Source organism: Streptomyces sp. PTL18 (assembly GCF_059510295.1).
In genome coordinates, this window is record NZ_JCAJZO010000003.1 from 58,474 (window position 1) to 83,273 (window position 24,800).

The 24,800-nt window shown below is 69.5% G+C and carries 21 protein-coding genes and 1 other RNA gene; 14 read left to right on the forward strand and 8 right to left on the reverse strand.

What is annotated here, in order from left to right; translation table 11 throughout:
• The first annotated feature begins 92 nt into the window (after positions 1-92).
• The 3 genes from AC5WS8_RS07250 (at position 93) to AC5WS8_RS07260 (ending at position 3,715) form a co-directional block, all read left to right on the forward strand.
• The gene (locus AC5WS8_RS07250) at positions 93-1,322 is read left to right on the forward strand and encodes a serine/threonine-protein kinase (protein ID WP_496102464.1); all 1,230 of its coding nucleotides are present in this window, start codon (positions 93-95) and stop codon (positions 1,320-1,322) included.
• Between the two features lie 272 nt (positions 1,323-1,594).
• Positions 1,595-2,701 (forward strand): peptide chain release factor 2, encoded by a 1,107-nt coding sequence (prfB, locus tag AC5WS8_RS07255; RefSeq protein WP_103841086.1) that lies wholly within the window; start codon positions 1,595-1,597, stop codon positions 2,699-2,701.
• A gap of 345 nt (positions 2,702-3,046) precedes the next feature.
• Positions 3,047-3,715, forward strand: a complete 669-nt coding sequence (locus AC5WS8_RS07260; protein ID WP_496102465.1) for a PT domain-containing protein — start codon at positions 3,047-3,049, stop codon at positions 3,713-3,715.
• A 123-nt stretch (positions 3,716-3,838) separates the two neighbouring features.
• Here AC5WS8_RS07260 and AC5WS8_RS07265 read toward each other — a convergent pair whose 3' ends face one another.
• Positions 3,839-4,030: a hypothetical protein gene (locus AC5WS8_RS07265; protein ID WP_200417705.1), complete on the reverse strand. Its 192-nt coding sequence runs from the start codon at positions 4,028-4,030 to the stop codon at positions 3,839-3,841.
• A 264-nt stretch (positions 4,031-4,294) separates the two neighbouring features.
• On the opposite strand from AC5WS8_RS07265, the gene ftsE reads away from it, so the two are divergent.
• From ftsE to AC5WS8_RS07300, 7 genes are all read left to right on the forward strand, one after another.
• Positions 4,295-4,984, forward strand: a complete 690-nt coding sequence (ftsE, locus tag AC5WS8_RS07270) for a cell division ATP-binding protein FtsE (RefSeq protein WP_103841080.1) — start codon at positions 4,295-4,297, stop codon at positions 4,982-4,984.
• A 28-nt stretch (positions 4,985-5,012) separates the two neighbouring features.
• Positions 5,013-5,930 (forward strand): permease-like cell division protein FtsX, encoded by a 918-nt coding sequence (gene ftsX / locus AC5WS8_RS07275; RefSeq protein WP_496102466.1) that lies wholly within the window; start codon positions 5,013-5,015, stop codon positions 5,928-5,930.
• Between the two features lie 67 nt (positions 5,931-5,997).
• Positions 5,998-7,167 (forward strand): S41 family peptidase, encoded by a 1,170-nt coding sequence (locus AC5WS8_RS07280; protein ID WP_496102467.1) that lies wholly within the window; start codon positions 5,998-6,000, stop codon positions 7,165-7,167.
• A 68-nt stretch (positions 7,168-7,235) separates the two neighbouring features.
• The gene (gene smpB, locus AC5WS8_RS07285; protein ID WP_496102468.1) at positions 7,236-7,715 is read left to right on the forward strand and encodes an SsrA-binding protein SmpB; all 480 of its coding nucleotides are present in this window, start codon (positions 7,236-7,238) and stop codon (positions 7,713-7,715) included.
• Between the two features lie 226 nt (positions 7,716-7,941).
• Positions 7,942-8,341, forward strand: a transfer-messenger RNA (tmRNA) gene (gene ssrA, locus AC5WS8_RS07290).
• Positions 8,342-8,770: 429 nt separating this feature from the next.
• Positions 8,771-13,729, forward strand: a complete 4,959-nt coding sequence (locus AC5WS8_RS07295) for an RICIN domain-containing protein (RefSeq protein WP_496102782.1) — start codon at positions 8,771-8,773, stop codon at positions 13,727-13,729.
• Positions 13,696-14,460, forward strand: a complete 765-nt coding sequence (locus AC5WS8_RS07300; protein ID WP_496102469.1) for a hypothetical protein — start codon at positions 13,696-13,698, stop codon at positions 14,458-14,460. The genes AC5WS8_RS07295 and AC5WS8_RS07300 overlap by 34 nt, the downstream gene beginning before the upstream one ends.
• A gap of 97 nt (positions 14,461-14,557) precedes the next feature.
• Here AC5WS8_RS07300 and AC5WS8_RS07305 read toward each other — a convergent pair whose 3' ends face one another.
• Positions 14,558-14,995, reverse strand: coding sequence for an ATP-binding protein (locus AC5WS8_RS07305; RefSeq protein ID WP_496102470.1), 438 nt, complete (start codon positions 14,993-14,995; stop codon positions 14,558-14,560).
• 141 nt (positions 14,996-15,136) lie between these two features.
• Here AC5WS8_RS07305 and AC5WS8_RS07310 point away from each other — a divergent pair, with 141 nt between their 5' ends.
• The 3 genes from AC5WS8_RS07310 (at position 15,137) to AC5WS8_RS07320 (ending at position 17,229) form a co-directional block, all read left to right on the forward strand.
• Entirely contained in the window at positions 15,137-15,955 is an 819-nt protein-coding gene (locus AC5WS8_RS07310; RefSeq protein WP_496102471.1) for a helix-turn-helix domain-containing protein, read from the forward strand.
• The gene (locus tag AC5WS8_RS07315) at positions 15,952-16,152 is read left to right on the forward strand and encodes a DUF397 domain-containing protein (RefSeq protein WP_496102472.1); all 201 of its coding nucleotides are present in this window, start codon (positions 15,952-15,954) and stop codon (positions 16,150-16,152) included. The genes AC5WS8_RS07310 and AC5WS8_RS07315 overlap by 4 nt, the downstream gene beginning before the upstream one ends.
• 96 nt (positions 16,153-16,248) lie before the next feature.
• Entirely contained in the window at positions 16,249-17,229 is a 981-nt protein-coding gene (locus tag AC5WS8_RS07320) for an extracellular catalytic domain type 1 short-chain-length polyhydroxyalkanoate depolymerase (RefSeq protein WP_496102473.1), read from the forward strand.
• Here AC5WS8_RS07320 and AC5WS8_RS07325 read toward each other — a convergent pair.
• The gene (locus AC5WS8_RS07325; RefSeq protein WP_496102474.1) at positions 17,196-17,447 is read right to left on the reverse strand and encodes a hypothetical protein; all 252 of its coding nucleotides are present in this window, start codon (positions 17,445-17,447) and stop codon (positions 17,196-17,198) included. The two genes, AC5WS8_RS07320 and AC5WS8_RS07325, sit on opposite strands and share 34 nt — an antisense overlap.
• Before the next feature lie 387 nt (positions 17,448-17,834).
• On the opposite strand from AC5WS8_RS07325, the gene AC5WS8_RS07330 reads away from it, so the two are divergent.
• Entirely contained in the window at positions 17,835-18,155 is a 321-nt protein-coding gene (locus tag AC5WS8_RS07330; protein ID WP_496102783.1) for a GatB/YqeY domain-containing protein, read from the forward strand.
• A 196-nt stretch (positions 18,156-18,351) separates the two neighbouring features.
• On the opposite strand, the gene AC5WS8_RS07335 is transcribed toward AC5WS8_RS07330, so the two are convergent.
• The 5 genes from AC5WS8_RS07335 to AC5WS8_RS07355 are packed head-to-tail and all read right to left on the reverse strand — an operon-like array spanning position 18,352 to position 24,779.
• Positions 18,352-19,362: a LacI family DNA-binding transcriptional regulator gene (locus tag AC5WS8_RS07335; RefSeq protein ID WP_496102475.1), complete on the reverse strand. Its 1,011-nt coding sequence runs from the start codon at positions 19,360-19,362 to the stop codon at positions 18,352-18,354.
• A 31-nt stretch (positions 19,363-19,393) separates the two neighbouring features.
• A complete protein-coding gene (gene yicI / locus AC5WS8_RS07340) occupies positions 19,394-21,688 on the reverse strand; it encodes an alpha-xylosidase (protein WP_496102476.1) in 2,295 nt (764 codons plus the stop codon).
• A 9-nt stretch (positions 21,689-21,697) separates the two neighbouring features.
• A complete protein-coding gene (locus AC5WS8_RS07345) occupies positions 21,698-22,522 on the reverse strand; it encodes a carbohydrate ABC transporter permease (RefSeq protein ID WP_496102477.1) in 825 nt (274 codons plus the stop codon).
• Positions 22,519-23,487, reverse strand: coding sequence for a carbohydrate ABC transporter permease (locus AC5WS8_RS07350; RefSeq protein ID WP_496102478.1), 969 nt, complete (start codon positions 23,485-23,487; stop codon positions 22,519-22,521). The genes AC5WS8_RS07345 and AC5WS8_RS07350 overlap by 4 nt, the downstream gene beginning before the upstream one ends.
• Complete coding sequence (locus tag AC5WS8_RS07355; RefSeq protein WP_496102479.1) at positions 23,484-24,779, reverse strand: ABC transporter substrate-binding protein; 1,296 nt, start codon at positions 24,777-24,779, stop codon at positions 23,484-23,486. Before AC5WS8_RS07355 ends, AC5WS8_RS07350 begins: the two co-directional genes overlap by 4 nt.
• Positions 24,780-24,800 lie beyond the last annotated feature (21 nt).

Genomic DNA, 24,800 nt, shown 5'->3' on the forward strand with positions numbered 1-24,800 from the left:
CTCGACGGTGAAGGTTGCCGCTTCGGACGCGTAGTTTTGTCGACCGGGGTCCGGCGCAGGGTCGGCAACACGCGTCCCCAGTAGGAGCAGACTTGGCACGGAAGATCGGCAGCCGGTACACCGCCCACCAGGTCCTGGGGCGGGGGAGCGCCGGCACGGTGTGGCTGGGCGAGGGGCCGGACGGGCCCGTCGCCATCAAGCTGCTGCGGGAGGACCTCGCCTCCGACCAGGAGCTCGTGGGCCGCTTCGTCCAGGAGCGTACGGCGCTGCTGGGGCTCGACCATCCGAACGTCGTGTCCGTACGGGACCTGGTGGTCGACGGCACCGACCTGGCCCTCGTCATGGACCTGGTCCGGGGCACGGACCTGCGCACCCGCCTGGACCGGGAGCGGCGCCTCGCGCCCGCGGCGGCGGTCGCGATCGCCGCCGACGTGGCGGAGGGGCTCGCGGCAGCGCACGCGGCCGGCATCGTGCACCGGGACGTGAAGCCGGAGAACATCCTGCTCGACATGCAGGGGCCGCTGGGCCCCGGCGGGGCGCACCCGGCACTGCTGACGGACTTCGGCGTGGCGAAGCTGATCGACTCGCCGCGGCGGAGCAAGGCCACGAAGATCATCGGCACTCCGGACTATCTGGCGCCGGAGATAGTGGAGGGTCTGCCCCCGAGGGCGGCGGTGGACATCTACGCGCTGGCCACGGTGCTGTACGAGCTGCTCGCGGGCTTCACGCCGTTCGGCGGCGGGCACCCGGGCGCGGTCCTGCGCCGCCATGTCACGGAGACGGTCGTCCCGCTGCCCGGCATTCCGGACGAACTGTGGCAGCTGATGGTGCAGTGCCTGGCGAAGGCGCCGGCGTCCCGCCTGCGTGCGTCGGAGCTGGCCGCCCGGCTGCGGGAGCAGCTGCCGCTGCTGGCGGGGATGCCGCCGCTGGACGTGGACGAACCGGACGCGGAGCCGGCGGAGGAGCCGTACGAGGCGTCCGGGGAGCCGGTGGTGACCCGGACACGGCGAGGAGCGGTACCCCTGGTGCCCGGGGCGACACCGGACTCGAACCGGGACACCCACACCTCGATGCGGGTGCCGGGCCCGGACGAACTGGCGGGTGGCGCCCGCGGCACGGCTCGTGCCCCCCGCACCCCGGGCGCCCCCCGCCCGGGCTCGGCCCGTCACCGCGCGGCGGCCCGGCGCCGCCGGATCACGCTGGCGGTGGCGGCCGCGGTACTGGCGGCGGTGATCGGAGTGGGTGCCTGGTGGGCGACCTCGGACGATGACGCCGGGTCTTCGTCCCCGCCCTCGGGGAACTCGGCTCCGGCGTCGCCCTGAGCCGGGGGCCGGAGGCGCCGTGGCGGCGCCCCTGAAGGGCCGCGGGGAACTGCGGACCAGTCACGGACGGCCCGCCCCCGCGCATCCGCCGATGCCACCGCGGTGCGAGTGCGCCGCCGGCCGTCAGGCCGGCCGGGGCCCCGGACCCCGGCCGTCAGGCCGATCGGGGTCCGGGGTGGAACCCCCGGGGGGGCCGCACCCCGGCTCGGGGCGCCCGGTAACCGCCCGGTCACCCGGCATGGCACGCCCGGCGGAGCCGTTACGCTGGATGCGTGGCAGTCGTCGATGTATCCGAAGAGCTCAAGTCCCTCTCCTCGACCATGGAGTCGATCGAGGCCGTTCTGGACCTCGACAAGATGAGGGCAGACATCGCCGTGCTCGAGGAGCAGGCGGCCGCGCCGTCCCTCTGGGACAACCCGGACGAGGCGCAGAAGATCACCAGCAGGCTCTCCCACCTCCAGGCGGAGGTGCGGAAGGCGGAGGCCCTGCGCGGCCGGATCGACGACCTCGGTGTGCTCTTCGAGCTCGCCGAGGCCGAGGACGACCCGGACACCCGCGTCGAGGCCGAGGCCGAGCTCGCCGCGGTCAAGAAGGCGCTCGACGAGATGGAGGTGCGGACGCTCCTCAGCGGCGAGTACGACGCCCGCGAGGCGCTCGTCAACATCCGTGCCGAGGCCGGCGGTGTCGACGCGGCCGACTTCGCCGAGAAGCTGCAGCGCATGTACCTGCGCTGGGCCGAGCGGCACGGTTACAAGACGGAGGTCTACGAGACGTCGTACGCCGAGGAGGCGGGCATCAAGTCCACGACCCTCGCCGTCCAGGCGCCGTACGCCTACGGAACGCTCTCCGTCGAGCAGGGCACCCACCGGCTCGTCCGCATCTCGCCCTACGACAACCAGGGGCGGCGCCAGACCTCCTTCGCCGGCGTCGAGGTCCTCCCCGTGGTGGAGCAGTCCGACCACGTGGAGATCGACGAGTCCGAGATCCGCGTCGACGTCTTCCGGTCCTCCGGCCCCGGCGGTCAGGGCGTCAACACGACCGACTCCGCCGTCCGGATCACGCACCTGCCCACCGGCATCGTCGTCACCTGCCAGAACGAGCGGTCCCAGATCCAGAACCGGGCCACCGCCATGAACGTCCTGCAGGCCAAGCTCCTCGAGCGGCGTCGTCAGGAGGAGCAGGCCAAGATGGACGCCCTCAAGGGTGACGGCGGCAACTCCTGGGGCAACCAGATGCGTTCGTACGTCCTGCACCCGTACCAGATGGTCAAGGACCTGCGCACCGAGTACGAAGTCGGCAACCCCGAGGCCGTCTTCAACGGCGAGATCGACGGATTCATCGAAGCCGGAATTCGCTGGCGCAAGCAGCAGGAGAAGTAAACCGGCCGCCGTCGGCCCGGCGCCGACGAAAACCGGCCGCACAAAACAGCGTTTTGTCGACAAGGCAACTGCCCCTCGATCGGGGGCAGTTGCCTTGTCTGTCGTCCGGTGTCTGGGTTTTACATCACACTCACAGACCCGCTTCTCCCCTAAAAGACGCGTTATCGGACATCGCGCGCGCAACGGCCTTGACGTTGCTTTGAAAAATCGGAAGGGTGAAGCGCGGCATGCGTATATCCGGGGCGCATGTGAACCGGGGGGCTCGCTCATCAGCACAGCCGTCCCCGAGTGCCGTGGCCCCGGACGCTGCTCCAATGACGATCAGCTACTGGGGGTAGCAGCCTGATGACCAAGAAGACGCGGATCCGGGTGGCGCGGATAGCAGCCGGTGTGGTGATCGCCGCCGGTGCGTCGCTGACCGCCGCGGGTGCCGCTTCGGCCGCCGGTGTCGGCCTGGGTGTGAGCGTGGAAAACGACGGCGCGCAGGTCGGCGTCGGAGTCAACGCCGGTGACGAGCCGAGCGATGAGCCGACCGGCATCCCGACGGACGTCCCGACGGACGTGCCGACGGACGTGCCGACGGACGTGCCGACCGATCAGCCCACCGATCAGCCGACCGATCAGCCGACGAGCCAGCCCACCGACGAGCCCACCCAGCCGACCGGCAACCCGACCGAGCCGACGGAGGAGCCCCCCTCCACCCCGCCGGCCGGTGGCAACGGCAACGGCCACGGCGGCGGAAACGGCCACGGCAACGGTGGCGGCGACAACACCAACCCGGACGGCGGCAACAGCCCCGTCCAGCAGGGCAAGGGCTCCTCGGTCCTGACCGACACGGGCTCCGACAGCGGTACCACCGCCACCTCCGCCCAGGGCGGCGGCAAGCAGCTGGCCGAGACCGGTGCCGGCCAGACCGCGTTCCTGCTGGTGGGTGCCGCCACGATGATCGCGGGCGGTATCGGCTTCCGGATCATGCCGCGCCTGATCAACGGCCGCGGCGGGGTCGCCGCCTGAGCCAGGGGCGTCCAGCCTCAATCGCAGGCGGCCCAGCCTCAACCGCAGCGTTGAGCCACACATGAGAAGGGCCCGGGGCGCTCCGCCCCGGGCCCTTCCCGTACGCCTGTCTCCCCGCCTCCGCTACGCCGTCTGGTGTGCCAGCAGCGCCACCGCCGCGATCAGCACGGCCACCAGGGCGATCAGTGCCGCCGGCGTCAGCCCCGACCAGGGGTTCTCCTGCTGAAGGCGCTCCCGGCTGGCGCGGCACACGGGGCAGCGGCCCTCGCTCACGGGCGCCGCGCAGTTCGCGCACACCAATCGGTCGTACGTCATGCGCCTCGCCCTCCTCGTGCCGCTTACAGGTACACAACGTTTCCGGGAACGCGACAGTTCCCACTCCACTGTGCCAGGTTCCGCGGGCCGCTGCGCGGGCTCGGCCCGTCCCGGGGTCGTGGAGGGCGTCACAACGCGCCTTCCGTACCCCGCAGGGCTATGACAAAACGTGCAACTCTCGCACAACCGTGACCGGCGACTGCGCTCCTGTACCCGGTTCGCGTATGGTCACGCTCACCTACCCCAACGGCCCGTGGTGCATCCGTGATCCGATTCGACAACGTCTCCAAGGTCTACCCCAAGCAGACCCGCCCCGCACTCAGGGATGTCTCCCTCGAGGTGGAGAAGGGCGAGTTCGTCTTCCTCGTGGGGTCCTCCGGCTCCGGAAAGTCCACCTTCCTGCGGCTCATCCTCCGCGAGGAGCGGTGCAGCACCGGACAGGTGCACGTCCTGGGCAAGGACCTCGCACGCCTCTCCAACTGGAAGGTGCCGCAGATGCGCCGCCAGCTGGGGACGGTCTTCCAGGACTTCCGGCTCCTGCCCAACAAGACGGTCGCCGAGAACGTGGCGTTCGCGCAGGAGGTCATCGGCAAGTCGCGCGGCGAGATCCGCAAGTCCGTGCCGCAGGTGCTCGACCTCGTCGGGCTCGGCGGCAAGGAGGACCGGATGCCCGGCGAGCTGTCCGGTGGTGAGCAGCAGCGCGTGGCCATCGCGCGGGCCTTCGTCAACCGGCCCAAGCTGCTGATCGCCGACGAGCCCACCGGCAACCTCGACCCGCAGACCTCCGTCGGCATCATGAAACTGCTCGACCGGATCAACCGGACGGGCACGACCGTGGTGATGGCGACCCACGACCAGAACATCGTGGACCAGATGCGCAAGCGCGTCATCGAGCTGGAGAAGGGCCGCCTCGTCCGCGACCAGGCGCGCGGCGTCTACGGCTACCAGCACTGAGTTCCACGGAAAGGCTTGAGCAGACGCCATGCGCGCGCAGTTCGTTCTGTCGGAGATCGGTGTCGGTCTCCGCCGCAATCTGACGATGACCTTCGCGGTGATCGTCTCGGTCGCCCTCTCCCTGGCCCTGTTCGGCGGGTCCCTCCTGATGAGCGACCAGGTCAACCAGATGAAGGGCTACTGGTACGACAAGGTCAACGTCTCGATCTTCCTGTGCAACAAGAGCGACGCGGAGTCCGATCCGAACTGCTCCAAGGGCGCGGTCACACAGGAGCAGAAGGACCAGATCCTGTCCGACCTGAAGAAGGTGTCGGTCGTCGAGAAGGTCACCTACGAGTCCCAGGACGAGGCCTACAAGCACTACAAGGAGCAGTTCGGCGACTCCCCGCTGGTCAGTTCGCTCACGCCGGACCAGATGCAGGAGTCGTACCGCATCAAGCTGAAGAACCCGGAGCAGTACCAGGTCATCGCGTCCGCCTTCAACGGCCGTGACGGCGTGCAGTCGGTGCAGGACCAAAAGGGCATCCTGGACAATCTCTTCGGCCTGCTCAACGGCATGAACTGGGCCGCCCGCGCGGTCATGGCGATGATGCTGGTCGTCGCGCTGATGCTGATCGTCAACACGGTGCGCGTCTCCGCGTTCAGCCGTCGTCGTGAGACCGGCATCATGCGTCTGGTCGGCGCCTCCGGCTTCTACATCCAGGCGCCGTTCATCATGGAGGCCGCGGTCGCCGGACTCATCGGCGGCACGGTCGCCTGCGGGTTCCTGCTGATCGCGCGGTACTTCATCATCGACCACGGCCTCGACCTGTCCCACAAGCTCAACTTGATCAACTTCATCGGCTGGGACGCCGTCCTGACCAAACTGCCGCTCATACTCGCCACGAGCCTGCTGATGCCGGCGCTGGCAGCGTTCTTCGCGTTGCGCAAGTACCTGAAGGTGTGACGCATGCCAATGGGGGCGTACGGGCAACCGCCCGTACGCCCCCATGCGTTGTCCTAGACTCACCGGCATGTCAGGCCGTGACCTGTTCTGTCAGCCCCGTCGCATCCGCCATGGGGCGGCCCTGACGTTGGTCTTCGCGAGCGTCCTCGTCGCCGGCGCCGCGACCGGCTCGTTCGACGCGGGCGACGCGGGTGACGTGAAGAGGCCCTCCACGGAGTCCGCGCTCCCGGCCGGCCACGACGACGTCACCGAGGCCGCCGAGCGGGCGATGGCCGACGGCAAGTCCCCGATGGAGGCCGCCGAGCGTGCGGTCAGCCGTAGTGGCGACCGGTGGAGCGCGGTGTACTCCCAGGGAGAGTACGAGGAGTTGGAGGAGGCCCTCGACGGTCAGTACACCGGTGTGGGGCTGTCGGCCCGGCGGGAGAGCGACGGGCGGATCGAGGTGACCCGGGTACAGCCCGGCTCGCCCGCGGCCCGCGCCGGGATCCGCGCGGGCGACCTGCTGCGCAGCGTCGACGGCCAGGACGTCACCGGCAGGCCCGTCACCGAGGTCGTCTCCCTGCTGCGCGGCGACGCCGACGACGCGGGGGCCGGCTCCCGGGTGCGGCTCGGACTGCGGCGCGGCACGCGGACCTGGAGCGAGGGGCTGCGCCGGGCCCGGCTGTCCACGGACTCGGTGACCGTGCGCCGGCTCGCCGGGGGGACCACCCTGATCAAGGTCACCGCGTTCACCAAGGGGGCCGGGGACCGCGTACGGGACGCCGTCGACAAGGCGCCCAAGGGGGGCGGGATCGTGCTCGACCTGCGCGGGAACTCCGGGGGTTTCGTCGCCGAGGCCGTCACCGCCGCGTCCGCCTTCCTCGACGGCGGTCTGGTGGCCACGTACGACGTCGACGGCGACCAGCGCGTCCTGCACGCCGAGCCCGGCGGCGACACCACCAGACCCCTGGTCGCGCTCGTCGACGGCGGCACGATGAGCGCGGCGGAACTGCTCACCGGTGCCCTCCAGGACCGCGGCCGCGCGGTGGTCGTGGGCACCCGCACCTTCGGCAAGGGGTCCATCCAGATGCCCAGCCGCCTGCCGGACGGCTCCGTCGCCGAGCTGACCGTCGGGCACTACCGCACTCCCGCGGGCCGCGGTGTCGACGGCCGCGGCATCACCCCCGACCTGGAGGCCGACGACGGGGCGTTGCAGCGGGCCGAGACGGTGCTCGGCGGCCTGGGCCACGCCTCGTAGCGACGCGCCGCACGCCAGGTAATCGACTTTCCCGCACGCCCCCCTGTGGTGCGAAAATGGTCGGCACTATGGCTAAGGAAAAAGGGCGCAAGCTGATCGCGCAGAACAAGAAGGCGCGGCACGACTACCACATCCTCGACACCTACGAGGCCGGTCTGGTCCTCATGGGCACCGAGGTGAAGTCGCTGCGCCAGGGGCGGGCGTCGCTGGTCGACGGCTTCGTGCAGCTCGACGGGCACGAGGCGTGGCTGCACAACGTGCACGTGCCGGAGTACAGCCAGGGCACCTGGACCAACCACAGCGCCCGCCGCAAGCGGAAGCTGCTGCTGCACCGCGACGAGATCGACAAGCTGGAGTCCAAGGCGCAGGAGACGGGTCACACGATCGTGCCCCTGTCCCTGTACTTCAAGGACGGCCGCGCCAAGGTCGAGATCGCGCTGGCGAAGGGCAAGAAGGAGTACGACAAGCGGCAGACGCTCCGCGAGAAGCAGGACCGCCGCGAGGCGGAGCGGGCGGTGTCGGCGGTGCGCCGCCGGCAGCGGGCGTGACCGGGAAGTCGGGCGCGGGCTTGAGCGGCAAGACGGGCGTGGGCCGGGAACACGGGCGCGGGCCGGGAACAACCGGGCACCCGGTGGCGTTGAACCCGGTGCCACGGCGGGGTGACCGCCGGGAATACGCTGGCGACGGGATGCGTTGATCCCGTACGATGGCAGTCACACCGCGCAGCCGGTGCGAGTCTCTCTCCGCGAGAGACGCTGATTGAAAAATCAACATGGGGATGATCGGTTTCGACAGCGGCTGTCGAAGCAGGGGAAGCGTGTCGAGGAAGCGGCCATGATCTCGTAAACCACAGGCCGAAAAAAATAATCGCCAATTCCAAGAGCGATCTCTCCCAGGGCCAGCTGGCCCTCGCCGCCTGATCAGGTAGCGAGCCTCAGCTGCCCTACTAAGGGAGTGTCAGCCCGGGGATGTTCCCGACCCGGATCCTGGCATCAGCTAGGGAACTAAACCTTGATCCCGGTCACGGGGTGAAGAGGGAAATCACACAGTGACTGGGCCCGTCGGAGACTTGTCCGCGTGATCTCCGGGGCCGAGAAAAGCACAGCGGACTGCACACGGAGAAGCCCTGATTCTTCACCGTTGGACGCGGGTTCGATTCCCGCCATCTCCACGATCGGGAGGCCTGTCGGCCTCCTGAACCCCATGTGGGCAAGGCCCCGTCGCTTCCGAGCGGCGGGGCCTTTGCCGTGTCATGGGCGGATACGGGCGACGCGTTCCGGCCAACCTTGGACGTTGTCCCGATACCGGACATCGTCGATCTTCACAGTTGACGCACAGATTCCATGCTGTTTCACCACGTGTGATCACGTGGTCTGTTTTCGGCCATGCATCCTGCGGGGTCTTGCCCGGTTCTGCCTTGACATGTCTATGGTGACTCTCGCGCTCGCGGACCTGACCCCTCCGCCACCGCGCACTCCAACCCGCGGTCGGGGGGAACCGCCGCCACGTCCACTTCTTCGTGGACAGGGCACGCCTCGGCCTGCCCTGTCCACGAAGAAGGATGCTTTTCTTGCCTGCCCGACCACCCGTCTTCCTGAGGCCGATGCAGGGAAGGCACAGACTCCTTGCCCGCTTCCTCGCCCCTCTGAGCGCCGTAGCAGTCCTGGCCACGGCCGCCGTACAGCCCGGCCTGGCGGGACTCCTCGCCGGTGCGACCGCGCCGCGGTCGAGCGACAGGCCGGACGACTGGTACGAGACCACGGCCGACGAGCAGCTGCGGTTCGACCAGTGCCTGATGGGCGACGCGCTGCGGTTGGGCGGGCCGGGCACGTCCCGCTTCGCCCAGGACGCTCTCAACCAGACGCCGCAGAAGCTGCACGAGCTGGCCGCTCTTGACGGCTCGTTCAGTGGCCCCTTGCGTACGGCCTACGACAAGGACAAGAGCGACGACGACGCCAACTGGCAACGCCTGCACGCGCGCGAGGCCGAATGGGAGAAACCGCTCGACGGTCTGGAAACCCCGGGCGGCTTCACCGTCACCGGTTTCCAATGGGCGCCCGGAGTCCACGAGGGCGGCGACTTCTACGACCAGACCGGTCTGGGCAAGTGGGCCGGCTACCCATACTGGAGCGACAAGTTCGACTTCTACGATCCGACCCCGCAGGCCGACGAGAAGACACTCAAGGCCGTCGACGCGTTGGGCACCCCTCTCTACGGGAAGGACCCCAGTCCGGTCGGCCTGTCGAACGACGAGTGGAACCGCGCGCTCGCCGAACGTGATGCGTTCACGTGGCTGCACGGGTTCGCGACGGAGCGCGCGGGCGCCGACAACGCCCGCATCTTCCTCGCCTCCGGCGGTTGGCCCCGCATCGCGCCCAAGCCGGACACCGCGGAGTACCGGATCGCGGTCGAAGACCTCAAGACCCGGTTCGCCTCGTGCGCCTGGCGGGATCCCATCGACCCGGACAAGGCCCTGCGCCAGGTGGAGGACACCGCCGCGTCGGAGTGGCAGCAGGAGATCGCCTCACAGGCGGCTCAGCGGAACCAGATCATCGACGCCGACCGCGACGCCACCGCAGCCCTGAGAAAGGGCGCAGAGACGATGGCCGACCTGCTCGGCCAGTCCTGGATCGCCGATCATCTCGCCCGCTGGCAGAACTACTGGGCCCCCGGCGGCCTGGGCTGGATGGGGGAGTCGCCCGCGGTCATCCAGGTCGAGGCCGCCAAGGGCAAGTGCCTCGACGTCCAGAGCAGCGGGAAGACCAACGGCACCCCCGTGCAGATCTACACCTGCAACGGCACCGCCGCCCAGCAGTGGCAGGTCTTCGGCTACCCCGACGGCTACGCCCTGTACAACGTCGTCGCCCAGAAATGCCTCGACGTCCAGAGCAGCAACTCCGCCAACGGCACGAAGATCCAGATCTGGACGTGCAACAACAGCACGGCACAGCAGTGGAAGTTCGACGTCCGTACCGCGAGCGAGCTGCGCAACGCCGCCACGGACAAGTGCCTGGACCTGCACAGGTTCGACAACGGCTACGACTCCTGGCTGTGGGACTGCAACGGCAGCGATCCGCAGAAGTTCCGGGTCGTCCCGCAGGGCCACGAGGGCACGGAGAAGCTGGCCTATCCGGACAAGGCCCAGTTCGACAAGGCGAAGAAGGGCATCGCCGACGCACAGGCCCAGGCCAAGAAGCAGCTCGGGGTCCTCCAGGCCCAGCTGGAGATCGCGAAGAAGGCAGCCACCGACTCGGATGCCGCCACCCAGGCCGCCTACGCCATCGCCGACGCCAACGGCGCGCCGCGTGGCCGCGGTCTGCTGGTGGGCCAGCAGAAGGATCAGGTCACCAAGGGCGCGGCAGCTGCCCTGCAGGCGCTGGTGAAGGCGGGCCAGACGGCCGAGGCCGCAACCCGCGCCTCCGCCGGTGACAGCCAGACCATCGCCCAGCGGGCGCTGGCGCAGGCCGCGCAGTCGAAAGCGGAGTTCCGCAAGGAGGCCGCGAAGGACGCCGAGTGGCAGGCGAAGGCCGCCGCCGACGCGGCGAAGCTGCACCGGGACAACGCCAAGAAGGACAAGGAGATCGCCGAGGCGAAGCTCGCCGACGCCCTGAAGGCGGAGGGCGACGCGAAGGCGGCCGCTGCCGACGCCCACGCCAAGCGGCTCGCGGCCGAAGCCGAAGCGGCCACGGCCAAGGCGGAGAAGGAGACGGCCGCGGCCAAGCAGGCCGAGGCGGCGGAGCACAGGACGAACGCCGAGGCCGACGCGGCCACGGCCAAGGACGCCGAGGACAGGGCGAAGGCCGCCGAGTCCACCGCGAACGACAAACGCAAGGCCGCCGAAGACGCCAGGGACAGGGCCAAGGCCAAGCGGGACGGCGCGTGGGACGCCGAGCAGAAGGCGAACGCCGCCCGGGCGAAGGCGGACGCGAAGGACGCCTACGCGGACGCCCACGAGTCCGACGACAACGCCAAGGACGCACGGGCTGCGGCGGACGAGGCGGACAAGGCGGCCGACGACGCCGAGTCGGCGGCGAAGTCGGCACGCTCCGAGGCCGACGCCGCCACCCAGGCGGCAGCGGACGCGGACGCGGCGGCCACCCGTGCCGAGGCGGCTGCCAAGCGGGCCCGCTCGGACGCGGACGCCGCACAGGCGGCGAAGCTGAAGGCCGACGCCGCGGTGAAGACCGCGACCAGCGCCGCAGCCGACGCCATCCAGGCCTCCCAGGCCGCCGCGTCCGAGGCGAAGGCGGCGGTGCAACTGGCCGACGAGGCCGAACAGCACGCCAAGGACGCCAAGTCGCAGGCGGACCAGGCGAACACGGAAGCCGGCAAGGCCCTGCAAGCCGCGGCGAAGGCAGCGGGCTACGCCCACGTCACCGCCCAGGCCGCCGTGGACGCCGGTAACGCCGCCGCACAGGTCGCCGACCCCGCCAACGACGCGATCCAGCTCGGCTCCCCCTACGTCACCACCGACACGGCCGCCGGCCTGGTGGTGCTGACCGGGCAGGCGTCGAAGACGATCTCCGACCAGCAGAAGGCCGTCGCCGACGCCCACGCCAAGAACGCCCAGGCACAGGCCGACGCGGCCAAGTCCCTCGCCGAGCAGGCGACGGGAGACGCGAAGGAGGCCTACCAGCACGCGGCGAACGCCGCCCGTTACGCGGCCGACGCCCGCACCTACGCGAAGGACGCCCTGGACTACTCGGCCGACGCCGCCACAGCCGCCGCACAGGCATCGGCGTCCCTGACCCGCACGGTCGAATACGACCGCCGGGCCACCGAGGACGCCGCAGCCGCCGACACGGCGGCCGGGCGGGCCGAGGGCTACGCCAAGGACGCCCGCGACTCCGCCGACCAGGCGGCACTCGACGCGTCAGCGGCCCGCACAGCCGCGTCCGACGCGGAACAGGCCGCGAAGGAAGCCCGATCGGCAGCGGACCGGGCGGACGCCGACGCCACGGCGGCGGAGCAGGCGGCGAAGGACGCCGACAAGTACGCCAAGGAGGCGCAAGAAGCCGCCGAGAACGCGGAAAAGAAGGGCAAGAACGACCAGATCTCTAACGGCACGGCCGGTATCGGCCATGTCTTCTACGTCGTCGACCACATCGAGACGACCGGCGAGCCGGACATCCTCAAGAAGGACAACTGCAACCCGATCATCCACGTCGGTAACTGCACCATCACGGCTGTCATCCACTTCAACGCCGTGGTCGACCTCTACCTGTGCAAGGCGGATGACGTGCCGGCCACCCAGTCCGGGTGTCCATCCTCGGCAACGGTGTACCTGGGCCCGGTCCCTCTCAAGGACCAGTCCAAGAAGGTCACGTACACGCTGACAATGGACGAGTTCAACTCGGGGATCGACCCGGTGAAGATCCTCCTCGGCGACTTCATCGAGTGCGGCAAGTGGATCCTCCCCGGCAACGACGGCGGCAGCGGAACCTCCTGTCTGTGGGCTGCGAGCTGGTTCGTCGGCGGGAAGACCATCCAGGCGATCGCAGACGCGGTACGCGCCGTGGACGCTGCGATCGTCACCGGCGTCGGCATTCGGGACGCCTTCAAGGCGCTCAAGGCCCTCGAAGGCGTGGACGCGGCAACCATCGCGACGATCGAACACGAGATCGACCTCTATGAAGACGTGGTGTCCACGTGTAGCCGCAACAGCTTCCCGGGTGGCACCCAGGTGCTCATGGCGGACGGATCCCATAAGGCGATCCGCGACGTACGCGTCGGTGACCTGGTCCGCGCCACGGACCCGGAGGCCGGCAGGTCGTCTGCTCGACGGGTGACCGACACGATGCGCCACGACACCCGCCGCCTCATCGAGATCACGGTGGCCGGCGGGGTACTGTCCAGCACGGTGGGCCACCGGTTTTTCGTCGAAGGCCGTGGCTGGACCTTCGTCTCCGACCTGCACGTGGGCGAGAGTCTGCGCACCCCGGACAACACCTTCCGTACCGTGACGGCCCTCAAGGAACAGGCCGGCCTGGGGCCTCGCGAGGTCTACGACCTCACTGTGGACGGAATCCACACGTTCTATGTCGCCACCGAGGGAACCCACCCGCAGAACGTCCTCGTCCACAACTGCGACGACATCCTCCTCGACGAGGACATCGAGGGCGCCCACACCCTCCGCGATCATGTCAACAAGACCGACGCCGAGATGGAGGCGAAGGCGCTAGACCCTAAGAACAAGCAAGGCATCGCGACCCGCTGGGCCAGCAAGGAGATCGCCCGCGAAGCCGTCAACAAGGCGATCACACAGTGGCTCGAGCACGATCCGAAGCGTCTGGACGAGCTTCGCGCCTGGGAAAACCAGCAGGCCCAGCGGATCGGGAAGAAGATTGGCTTCGTTCCGCAAAGGGACCTGAAGACGATCACCTGGGATGTGAGAGACATGCAGGGCCCGCTCGGGAAGAAGTGGGTGCGCAGGGGCGACCGTGCGGAGACGAGCGATGTCGAGTCGAATGTGGTCGTCATCCAGCTGAAGTACATCGGCAGGAAGAACCCGGACCACAAGACCGCCAAGTGGGTCGTTTACACCTCCTATCTTCAGGGCTGATCATGACCGACGAAGAAGACAACACCGTCGAGGACGGATTCCTCGAAGACACCTACGTGACGGACGTCGGGCTCACCTGGATGGCCTCACGGTGGGAGATGTCGGATGCTCTCTCTCCGGAGGACGCCCTCCGATATCGTCCGGCAGGTGGACCGGTCGCGGAATGGCTCTGGCTCGCGGAACTGTCGGTCGAGACGTTCGACCGGTCCAAGGCAGCGCAACTGGGCCAGGACGTCCAACGGCTCCTGCGTTCACCCTTGCCGGACGAGACCATCCGCACGGTGTGGCTCGGCGCCACCCACGGCACCTTCGACCCGGCCGAGCACGGCATGAGTGTCCGCCAATGGCTGCAGCGGATCGATGAGGCATGGCTGGCCCGCGTGCACCGGGACGATCCGGCGTTCGTGCCCCTGCCGCCACAGCCAGTGGTGGACGAAGAGCTGCGCCGGGCCGTCGTGCAGGTGATTCGCGCGGTCGCCGAGCAATTGAGCCCAGCCGCCGAGAAGCCGGTGTTCGGTACTCCGGTGACCGGCCTCGTCCCTGCGCTGGAGCGGGTGGTCACCGAGTGCTGTGCGGACCTCGGCTATCGGTTCTTCCTGCGCGCCGTGAAGGCGTACCGGGTGCCGGTGCCGGCCGACGAGGGGACGTACAGGACGCTCGTCGCCCTCGGAGAGCAGTTCGGCTATGCGCAATGGGTGGTACGTGAAGGTCTCAACGACCGAACGGACTGACCAGGAGGCACAGGGGCGGACGGAGCGCGACTCCGCCCGTCCCCCCTACGCGCCGTAGTGCATGGTGCCGCAGTCTTCGGCGATCACTGCTGCCGGTTCATGGAAGGGCGGATGGGGAAGGGGCAGCCGGGAGTTCGAACCACACCGTCTTGCCGATGCCGCCCGGGCGGGGCTCTGCGCCCCAGGCGTCCGCCAGTGCCGCCACCAGGGTCAGGCCCCGGCCGGACTCGTCCTCCGGTGACGCGTCGCGGGGTGTGGGCAGCGTGTCGTTCGCGTCCGTCACCGAGACGTGGAGGCGGTCCGCCTTCAGGACGCAGCGGGCCCGGATCTCGCGGCCCGGGGGGACTTTCGCGTGGCGGTACGCGTTCGTCATCAGCTCGCTGAGCAGGAGTACGGCCGCCTCTGTCACTTCGTCGGGGAGCTTCCAGGAGGTGGCCTGTTCGCGGAGGAGGGTGCGGGCGCGGCTCACGCTGCGGGCGTGGCGGGGGAGGCGCCACTCGATGTCCTTCGGCACGGCGGAGGGGGAGTCAGCCATGCGGCGGGTGGTTCCTTGCGTGTGATTCTCCGTCACTTCGTGCAGTCAGGCTGGTGGTCGGCGCGTAGCCTCCGCGAGTGGCGGAGTGGGTACACAGCGTGTCTGTACACGCTGTGTCGGCGGGAGACCGGTGGGGGTGTCGTGGCGTCGGGGGAGTCCCAGCAGGCGCAGCAGAACTGGCGGTACTGCGGTGGGCAGGTGAAGTTGTGGCGGGAGGAGGCCGGGGTCAGCCGTCAGGCGCTCGCCGAGGAGGCCGGCTACGACTACGAGTACGTCAAGTCGATGGAGTGCGGGAGGCGTCGTCCCACGCTGCGGTTGTTGCAGGTCGCGGATCAGCTGTGCGGGGCGCGGGGGAAGCTGGTGGCTGCCCATGAGTTCCTGAAGCCGGAGCCGTTTCCGCAGAGGGCGCAGCAGTACGTGTTGGTGGAGGCCGAGGCGATCACCGTCCAGTGGTACGAGCCCTTGCTGATTCCTGGCCTGCTGCAGACTCCGGAGTACGCGCGAGCGCTGATCAGCAGCAACTGCCCGCCACTGGACGACGAGACGGTGGAAGAGCGCGTGGCGGCACGACTGAAGCGGCAGGAGAAGCTGACCCGGAAGCCTCCGACGCACTTCAGCTTCGTGGTCCATGAGGCGGCGCTGCGCTCGGTGGTCGGCAGCCAGGACGTTATGCACGGCCAGTGCCACCACCTGCTCGAGGTGGGGAGGCAGCGGCATCTCTCGATCCAGGTGCTTCCCTTCTCAACTGCTCCGACGGCCGCGCTCAGTGGTCCGATGGTGCTCGCGGAAACCACCGACCACGAGCGCTACGCCTTTGTGGACGGACAGTCGACAGGGGCCCTGTACTCCGACGGGGAGAAGCTCAGTACGTTGACGCAGCGCTATGGCATGATCCGCATGCAGGCGCTTAGCGTTGAGGAGTCGGCTCGGTTCATCAGGAAGGTGGCGGGGGAGCTGTGAGCGGCGAACTCTCATGGTTCAAGTCCAGCTATAGCGACTCCGAAGGGAGCGCCTGCCTCGAAGTCGCCCACGCCCACCGCGGATCCAGCCCAACCGTCCACGTCCGTGACTCGAAGCTCGGAGCGCGGAGCCCACGCTTCGCTGTGCGTGTGGAGGTCTGGAACGCGTTCCTCGCGTACGCCTCCCGAGAAGGCTGAGCGTACGGCTCCCAGCCGGAGCCGCACACAAGCGGTGCGCCTGTTGTGGTGTCCCATCCCATATCGGCGGGACGCCTCGGTTCCTACGGTCCCGGCATGACGCACACCAGAGCCGCACGTCGCTTCTTCGTCCTGGCGGGTCTCCTGGTCGCCCTCCTCGCCGCACTCCTCACACCGGGTACGGCCACGGCGGCCTCCCTGGAGGAGGTCACCGGGTTCGGGAGCAACCCCGGTGCGCTGCGCATGTTCCGGTACGTCCCCGGTGGGCTTCCCGCCGGGCGCCCCGTGGTCGTCGCGTTGCACGGGTGTACGCAGGATGCCGCCGGATACGGCACCGGCAGCGGGTGGATGCAGCTCGCCGACCGGTGGGGGTTCTCCGTGGTCCTGCCGCAGCAGCAGAGCAGCAACAACCTCTCGAACTGCTTCGACTGGTTCCAGAGCGGCGACATCGAGCGCGGCCGGGGCGAGGCCGCCTCGATCGCGCAGATGGTCGACCGGCAGCTCGCCGACGTCTCCGGTGACCCCGGGCGGGTGTACGTCACCGGGCTGTCGGCCGGGGGTGGCATGACCGCCGTGATGATGGCGACGTATCCGGAGAAGTTCGCCGCGGGCGGGATCGTCGCCGGGCTGCCGTACGGGTGCGCGCAGGCGGCCGGGTCGCCGTATGTCTGCATGTACGTCGGGGCCACCCGGACTCCCGAGCAGTGGGGCGACCGGGTGCGGGCCGCACGCCCGGGGTACGGCGGGCCCTGGCCGACGCTCTCCGTCTTCCAGGGGACGGCCGACCACACCGTGAAGCCCGTCAACATGACCGACCTGATGAAGCAGTGGACCGACGTCCACGGTGCCGACCAGACGGCCGACGTCAGCGACACCGTCGCCGGGTACCCCCACCAGGTCTTCCGGGACCCGTCCGGGCACGCCGTCGTGGAGACGTACAGCGTCACCGGCATGGGGCACGGCCAGCCCGTCGACCCCGGGAGCGGGACCGAGCAGTGCGGGGCCGCCGGCTCCTACTTCCCGGACGTGAACCTGTGCGCCGCCTACCGGCTCGGGCGGGCCTGGGGGCTCGGCTGAGCCGGTGGATGCGGGTGGCGCGCCAGGCGCAGCAGCGTCCGGGAGTGCAGGCCGTACGCGTCGGCGTGGACCTGGGTGGTGACCCGGTGGAGTGCCGCGATGCCCGTGAGCGCGGCCGGTAGGCCGATGCCCGCCCAGGCGTCGAGCAGCGTTCCCGTGTACGCCGGGCGCACCGGGACCAGGACCGCCCCGGCTGCCCCGGCTCCACGAAGAACCACAGGGTGCGCTTCCCGCGCGGGCGGCAGGACACTTCCGAGGCCTGGGTCATACGGCGCATCGTGCCGTGGTCCGGGCTGTGCGTGCTTCGGTACGCCGCGGCAGTCTTACGGCGATCAACACCGCCGACGCATGGAAAGGACCGAACGCCGGAAGCCATCGCGGAACCGCGCATGCCTGCCGAGCGGTGAACCGGCCGGCACATGACGGGAGTCGTGACGGTACGTTCAGTGGGCGCGCGGCTCCGACCTCTGCGGACATCGCCCCCTCGCCGGGGTCGTCCGCCGCTGACCCCGCTCGGGGATATCCCGTTGTCGGCCCGGGAGCCAGGCCATACGGTCGGCGGCATGACCTTACGTCTTCGCATGCGACAAGCCCTCCCGGAAGCGATGCGCGCCCGCGACAGGGCGGCGGTGAGCGCCCTGCGCGCCACGCTCGCCGCGTTGGACAACGCCGAGGCGGTACCGGTGGGGGAAGCCCGGCTGCGCGGCACAGCCCTCGAGGAGTCGCCGGTCGGTGTCGGCGTCGCGGAGGCGCAGCGCCGTGAGCTGAGTGAGCGAAGTGTGGCGGACATCGTGCGGGCCGAGGCGACCGAGCGACTGGAGGCCGCAGACCGGTTGACCGCTCCTGCGCATGCCGACCGAGTCGCGCGGCTGAGAGCGGAGGCCGCTGTGCTGCTCCGGTTCCTCGAGGATCCGGGGGCCGGGTGAACCGGTGCGGCGCGTACCGGCCGGGTGAACCGGTGCGGCGCGTACCGGCCGGGTGAGCCGGTACGCGGTCCGGTGCGTCGGCGGAGCGTGAACGTCGAGAGCCGTGGCCCCCTGCTCAGCACCAGGTACACGTCCGCACGCCCCCTCGCTCCCGTCAGCGGAGCCGTCACCGTGACGGCTTCAGGGCTTCAGGGCTTCAGGGCGCGGAGCGCGGTGCCGTGCTCGCGCGGAGGGTGAGGTGCGGGACGAGCAGGGTCGCCTCCGGTGCGGCCGACCCGCCCAGCTTCCTCATCAGCAGCTCCACCGCCCGCTCGCCCACCTGCGCGGACGGGATGGCGACGGATGTGACCGGCACCCGGGCGCCCGCGGCCTGCTCCTCCGGGCAGATCGCGGTGACGGAGAGATCGCCGGGTACACGCAGGCCGAGCGACTCGAAGGCGTCGATCAACGGTTCGAGCACCGCCTCGTTGTGCACGACCACCCCGGTCAGCGCGGGCTGCTCGCGCAGCAGCCGCTCGGCGACGCCCCGGGCGGCGGCCGGCGCGGTCTCGCAGGGGTGCACCGACGACACCAGCCGGTGCCGGTCGGCCGCCGCCGTGAACCCCTGCACGACCCGCTGTGCGAACCCGGTGCCCCGCACGTACACCTCCGGCGGGGACCCGACCAGCGCCACCACCCGGTGCCCGAGCCCGGCCAGATGCTCCACGCACAGCTCGCCCGCCGCCATGAAGTCGAGGTCGATGCAGGTCAGGCCCTGCGCGAAGGCCGGGAACCCGATCAGTACGGACGGCCGGTCCAGGGCCCGCAGCAGCGCCAGCCGCGGGTCGTGCAGCTGGACGTCCATCACGATCAGCGCGTCCACGAGTGCCGTGTCCGCCACCCGGCGCAGGCCCTCCTCGCCCTCCTCCTGGGTGAGCAGCAGCACATCGTGGTCGTGGCGGCGCGCGGCCGTCACCACCGACACCGCGAACTGCATCACCACCGGGACGTTGATGCCGGACCTCAGCGGCATCACCAGCGCCAGCACGTTGGAGCGGCTGCTGGCAAGCGCGCGGGCGCCGGCGTGCGGGCGGTAGCCCAGCTCGCGGATGGCCGCCTCGATGCGCTGCCGGGTCTTCCCGGAGATGGGGCGCTTGCCGCTGAGGGCGTAGGAGACGGTGCTGGGGGAGACCCCCGCGCGCCGGGCCACGTCCGTGATCTTCACCATGTCAGTCCAGCTCCTGTGGGGGAAGGAACCATCACGCCGACTCCGACTCCGAGTCCGACTCCGACTCCGAGTCCGACTCCGACTCCAGCGACAGAAACCCGGTGCCGGCCGCCGCACGGGCGATCCGCTCCCCGCTCGCCAGAGCCCAGGGCGCCCGCGGATCACTGCAGGAGGCCCGTAGCGTCCTGCCCTCCCGCACGACGGTGAAGGTCACCTCCCCCACCGGCACCGTCACCTGCGCACCCTGCTCCAGGCCGAACGCGCGCAGGGTGACCCCGTCGGCGTACGGATAGTCGGGGCGGTCGTCCACCGCGCCGACCGGGATCACCGCGCCCGGCCTGACCAGCAGCGGAACGCTGGAGAAGCCGTGCCGCTCGCGCACCCAGCGCGGTCCGGTCACCGTCCGCCCGGTCAGGAGGTGGGTCCACTCGCCCTCGGGCACGTAGTACGAGACGTCGCCGTCGTCGCTGAAGACCGGCGCGACCAGCAGGTCCGGGCCGAGCATGTACTGCCGCTCCAGAAGCGCGCAGCCGGGGTCGTCCGGGAATTCCAGCACCATCGCCCGCATCATCGGCACACCCTCGGCCCGGGCGGTGCGCGCGGCCTCGTACAGGTACGGCATCAGGCGCAGCTTCAGTCCGGTGAAGTGCCGCAGCACGTCCACGGACTCCTCGTCGAACAGCCACGGCACCCGATACGACGACGAGCCGTGCAGCCGGCTGTGCGAGGACAGCAGCCCGAAGGCCAGCCACCGTTTGAACAGCGCCGGGGTCGGCGTGCCCTCGAAGCCGCCGATGTCGTGGCTCCAGAACCCGAAGCCGGACAGGCCGAGGCTGAGCCCACCGCGCAGCGACTCGGCCATCGACTCGTAGGTGGCCTCGCAGTCCCCGCCCCAGTGCACCGGGAACTTCTGGCTGCCCGCGGTCGCCGAGCGGGCGAAGACCACGGCCTCCTGCTCACCGCGGTGCTTGCGCAGCACCTCGAAGACGGTGCGGTTGTACAGGTGGGTGTAGTAGTTGTGCATCCGCTCCGGGTCGGATCCGTCCGCATAGGCCACGTCGACCGGGATGCGCTCCCCGAAGTCGGTCTTGAAGCAGTCCACGCCCTGGTCGAGCAGCGCCTCCAGTTTGGCGGCGTACCAGTCGCGGGCGTCCGGGCTGGTGAAGTCGACCAGCGCCATGCCCGGCTGCCACAGGTCCCACTGCCACACGCTGCCGTCGGGCTTCTTCAGCAGATGGCCGAGCGCCCTGCCCTCGGCGAAGAGCGGGGAGCGCTGCGCGATGTACGGGTTGATCCACACGCACACCCTGAGGCCGCGCTCCTTCAGCCGGGCCAGCATCCCCTCCGGGTCGGGGAACACCCGCGGGTCCCACCGGAAGTCGCACCAGTTGAACTCGCGCATCCAGAAGCAGTCGAAGTGGAAGACGGACAGCGGCAGTTCGCGTTCCCTCATGCCGTCGATGAAGGAGGTGACCGTGGCCTCGTCGTAGGAGGTGGTGAAGGAGGTCGACAGCCACAGGCCGAACGACCAGGCGGGCGGCAGGGCCGGGCGGCCGGTGAGGGCCGTGTACTTGCGCAGGATGTCCTTCGGGGTGGGCCCGTGGATGACGTAGTACGTCAGCTGCTGGCTCTCCACGCTGAACTGGACCCGCGACACCGCCTCCGAGCCGACCTCGAAGGACACCCTGCCCGGGTGGTCGACGAAGACGCCGTAGCCCGCGTCCGTCAGGAAGAACGGGACGTTCTTGTAGGCCTGTTCGGTGGCGGTGCCGCCGTCGGCGTTCCAGATGTCGACGACCTGGCCGTTCTTCACCAGCGGGCCGAAGCGTTCGCCGAGGCCGTAGACCGAGGTCCCGACGCCCAGGTTGAGCTGTTCGCGCAGGTAGTGGGCGCCGGTGGCGTCGCGCATGATGCCCATGTTCTTGGGTCCGCTGGTGGTCAGGGTGCGGCCGTGGGCGAGGAAGTCGACGTGCCAGGGGCCGGTGCGGGCGATGCGCACGGACAGGGCACCCGAGGTGAGGGTGGCGTGCTCCTCGTCGTACGCGGCGTGCGGCACGAAGTCGTCGTCCCGCTGGATCTCGAACCTCGGTCCCCGGGGCTGCTCGCCCTCGAAGTGGGTGAGGGTCAGGCCGATGACGTCCGGCATCGGCGCGTGCGCGCCGATCGTCACGACCGGTCCCTTCAGCAGGTCGCCGCGGTGGCGGATGGGTTGGGTCGGCGCATGGATCTCCAGGGCTCCCGGGGGCGTGGTCACGTCCAGAACCTGCACCGGGTGGGCCGCGGTGACGCCTTCGCGCAGCAGCCAGTAGCCGTCGGTGAACTTCAAGCGTGCCCCCTACTTGACGGCACCCACGGCGATGCCGCGGGTGAGAGTCCGCTGGAAGACGAGGAAGAAGACGAGGGCGGGCAGGACGCCCAGCAGGGCCGCCGCGTTGGTCATCGTGGCGTCCATCAGGCGCTGCCCCTGGAGCACGCCGAGCGCCACGGACACCGTCTGGTTGTCGTTGGAGATCAGCATGACCAGCGGCAGCAGGAACTCGTTCCACGTCCAGATGAAGAAGAAGACGAGCAGCACACCGATCGTCGGGCGGCTCACCGGCACCACGATCCGCCAGAGCACCTGCCACTTGTTCGCCCCGTCGATCCGGGCGGCCTCGATGATCTCGCGCGGGAACTGCCCGAGGACGGAGGAGAGCAGATACGTGCCGAAGGCGGCCTGGACGACGGTGAAGACGATGATCACGCTCAACCGGGTGTCGTACAGGCCGGCCTGCTTGCTCAGGTAGTACAGCGGGTAGACCAGTGCCTCCTGCGGCAGCACGTTCGCGAGCACGAAGAAGGCCAGCACCCAGGTGCGGCCCTTGATGCGGCCGATGCCGATCGCGTACGCGTTCAGCACGGACAGCGCCGCAGCCAGAACGGCCACCGAGCCGCTGATCAGGAACGAGTTGAACAGCTTCCGGCCGAAGTCGACGCGCTGCCAGAACTCCCTCAGCCCGTCCAGGTACACACCCCTCGGCAGGCTCAGCGGCCCGTGCTGGGAGTACTCGGCCGGTGACTTGACCGCGTTGACGGCGACGATCAGGAACGGCAGCACCATGAACAGGGCGCCGATGCACAGCGCGATCAGCACCGGGTAGCGACGTGTCGCGGCGGTCATGCGCGGGTCCCCTCCTCGGCGTCCTCGGCGCGGGTCTGGAGCTTCAGGCCGGCCGTCGCGAGGACGAGGACGATCACGGTGAGCACGGTGGAGATCGCGGCGCCGTACCCGGCCTGGGTCTTCTCGAAGAAGGTGGTGAAGGAGAAGTACGAGGGGACGTCGGTCGCGCCGCCCGGGCCGCCCTTCGTCAGCACGTACACCGCCCCGAACACCTTCAGCGCGGCGACCGTGCACCAGGTCAGCACCACGTGGATCTCCGGCCTGATCTGCGGCAGCGTGAGGTGCCAGAAGCGGCGCCACCAGCCGGCGCCGTCCAGTTCGGCCGCCTCGTACATCTGCGGGTCGACGCGCTGGAGCCCCGCCATGAAGACGACGAGAGGGAAGCCGATCTGCACCCACACCATCACCCCCATGACGCTGTAGAGGGCGACGTCCGGGTCGCCGAGCCAGTCCTGCTGCCAGGAGCCGAGGCCGACCGCCTTCAGCAGCGCGTTCAGGGAGCCGTCGTCGGGAGCCAGGATCCAGCTCCAGACGATGCCGGCGACCGCGATCGGCAGCACCTGCGGCAGGTAGAAGCAGGCCCGCAGGACGGCGGCCGCCTTGCTGCCGAAGTGCTTGCCGATGTAGTCGAACAGCGCGGCGGCCAGGACGAGTCCGATCACGGTCGGGACCACCGCCATGGCGACGACCATGAACAGGCTGTGCCGGAACGACGCCCAGAACTCGCCGTCGTCGAGCAGTCGTCGGTAGTTGGCGAGGCCGGTCCACTTCGGTGAGCCGATACCGCTCCACTCGGTGAAGCTCACCCCGGTGTTCATCAGGAACGGGACGATGATCACGGCGAGGAACGCGAGCACCCCGGGGAGCAGGAAGAGGGCGTACGAGGTGCGGTGCCGGGGGCGGCGCGGGCCGGTGTGCGGGCGCTTGCCGACGGCCCGCGTGCCCCGTTCGACGGTGACCGTCATTGCTTCGGGGCGCCCTGGTCGTACGCCTTCTGCAGTGCGCTGAGATAGGCGTCCGGCTGCTCCCCACCGGTGATCAGCTTCTGCGTCTCGGAGACGAGGGTGTCGTAGAAGCCGGGGACGGGCCAGTCGGGGTAGAAGGCGAGGCCGTCCCGTCCGGAGAGTGTGTCGAAGTCGGCGATGAGGCTCTTGGCCCGAGGGTCGGTGATGGCGTTCGGGTCGGCCGCGACCGGGACGCCGCCCTTGTTGCCCAGCATGTTCTGGATCTTCGGAGACATGGTGATGTCGATGAAGTCGTAGGCGAGGTCCTTGTTGCGGGCGCCCTTGGGGACCACCCAGAGGTTGCCGCCGGAGCCCAGGGTGAGGTTGGAGCCGGGCCAGAGCATGGTGCCCCAGTCGAACTTGTTCTCCGCCTTGAAGCGCCCGTACCACCAACTGCCGGAGAACAGGATCGGGTTCTTGCCCTGGATGAAGGCCACGCCCGCGTCCTCGGCCTTGGTGCCGCTGGACGTCCTGCCGATGTAGCCCTTCTTCACCCAGTCGGCGAAGGTGGTCGCGCCGTACGTCCAGGCCGCGTCGTGGAAGTCGGTCCTGCCCTTGTACAGCTCATACCTGTCGACCCAGGAGCGGTCGGCCTTCGACAGGGCCAGCTGGTACAGGTACTGCTGGGCCATGTACTCGGCGCCCGCGTCGGCGAGCGGGGTGATCCCCTTGGCGACGAACTTGTCCATCGCGGCCGTCAGATCGTCGAACGTCTTGGGCTCGGCGATGCCGTACCTCTTGAACAGGTCCTTGTTGTAGAAAAGCATGGTGTATTCGGCGTAATTGGGTATTCCGTACCACTTGCCGGATCCCATCACGCCGTTCGCGTCGTACTGGCTCGTGGTCCGCACGCCCGCACCGAGCTTCCTGTCCCAGCCGCGTTTGCCGACCTCGGCGGTCAGATCGGTGAGAAGTCCCTGCTTGGACAGCAGGCCCGCCGTCGCGTTGCCCTTGTTGTACTCCATGATGTCGGGCGCGTCGGAGGAGTTGAGCACCATGGGTGCGGTCTTCTGGATCTGTTCGAAGCCCTTCTCCTCGAACTTCACCTTCACGCCCGGGTGCTTGGTCTCGAACTCCTTGATGGCCTCGTTCCAGGCGGCGCCCATCGCGCTGTCCGGGCCCTCGTAGTGCCACAGCCTGAGCGTCCTGCCGTCGGACGAACCGCTGCCCGAGCCACCGCAGGAGGCCAGGAGCAGGGACCCGGACAGGACCACCGCGGCTGTCACCGCCACACGTCGTCGTGTCGTCAACATCCAGTGCCTCCAGGGGAGTCG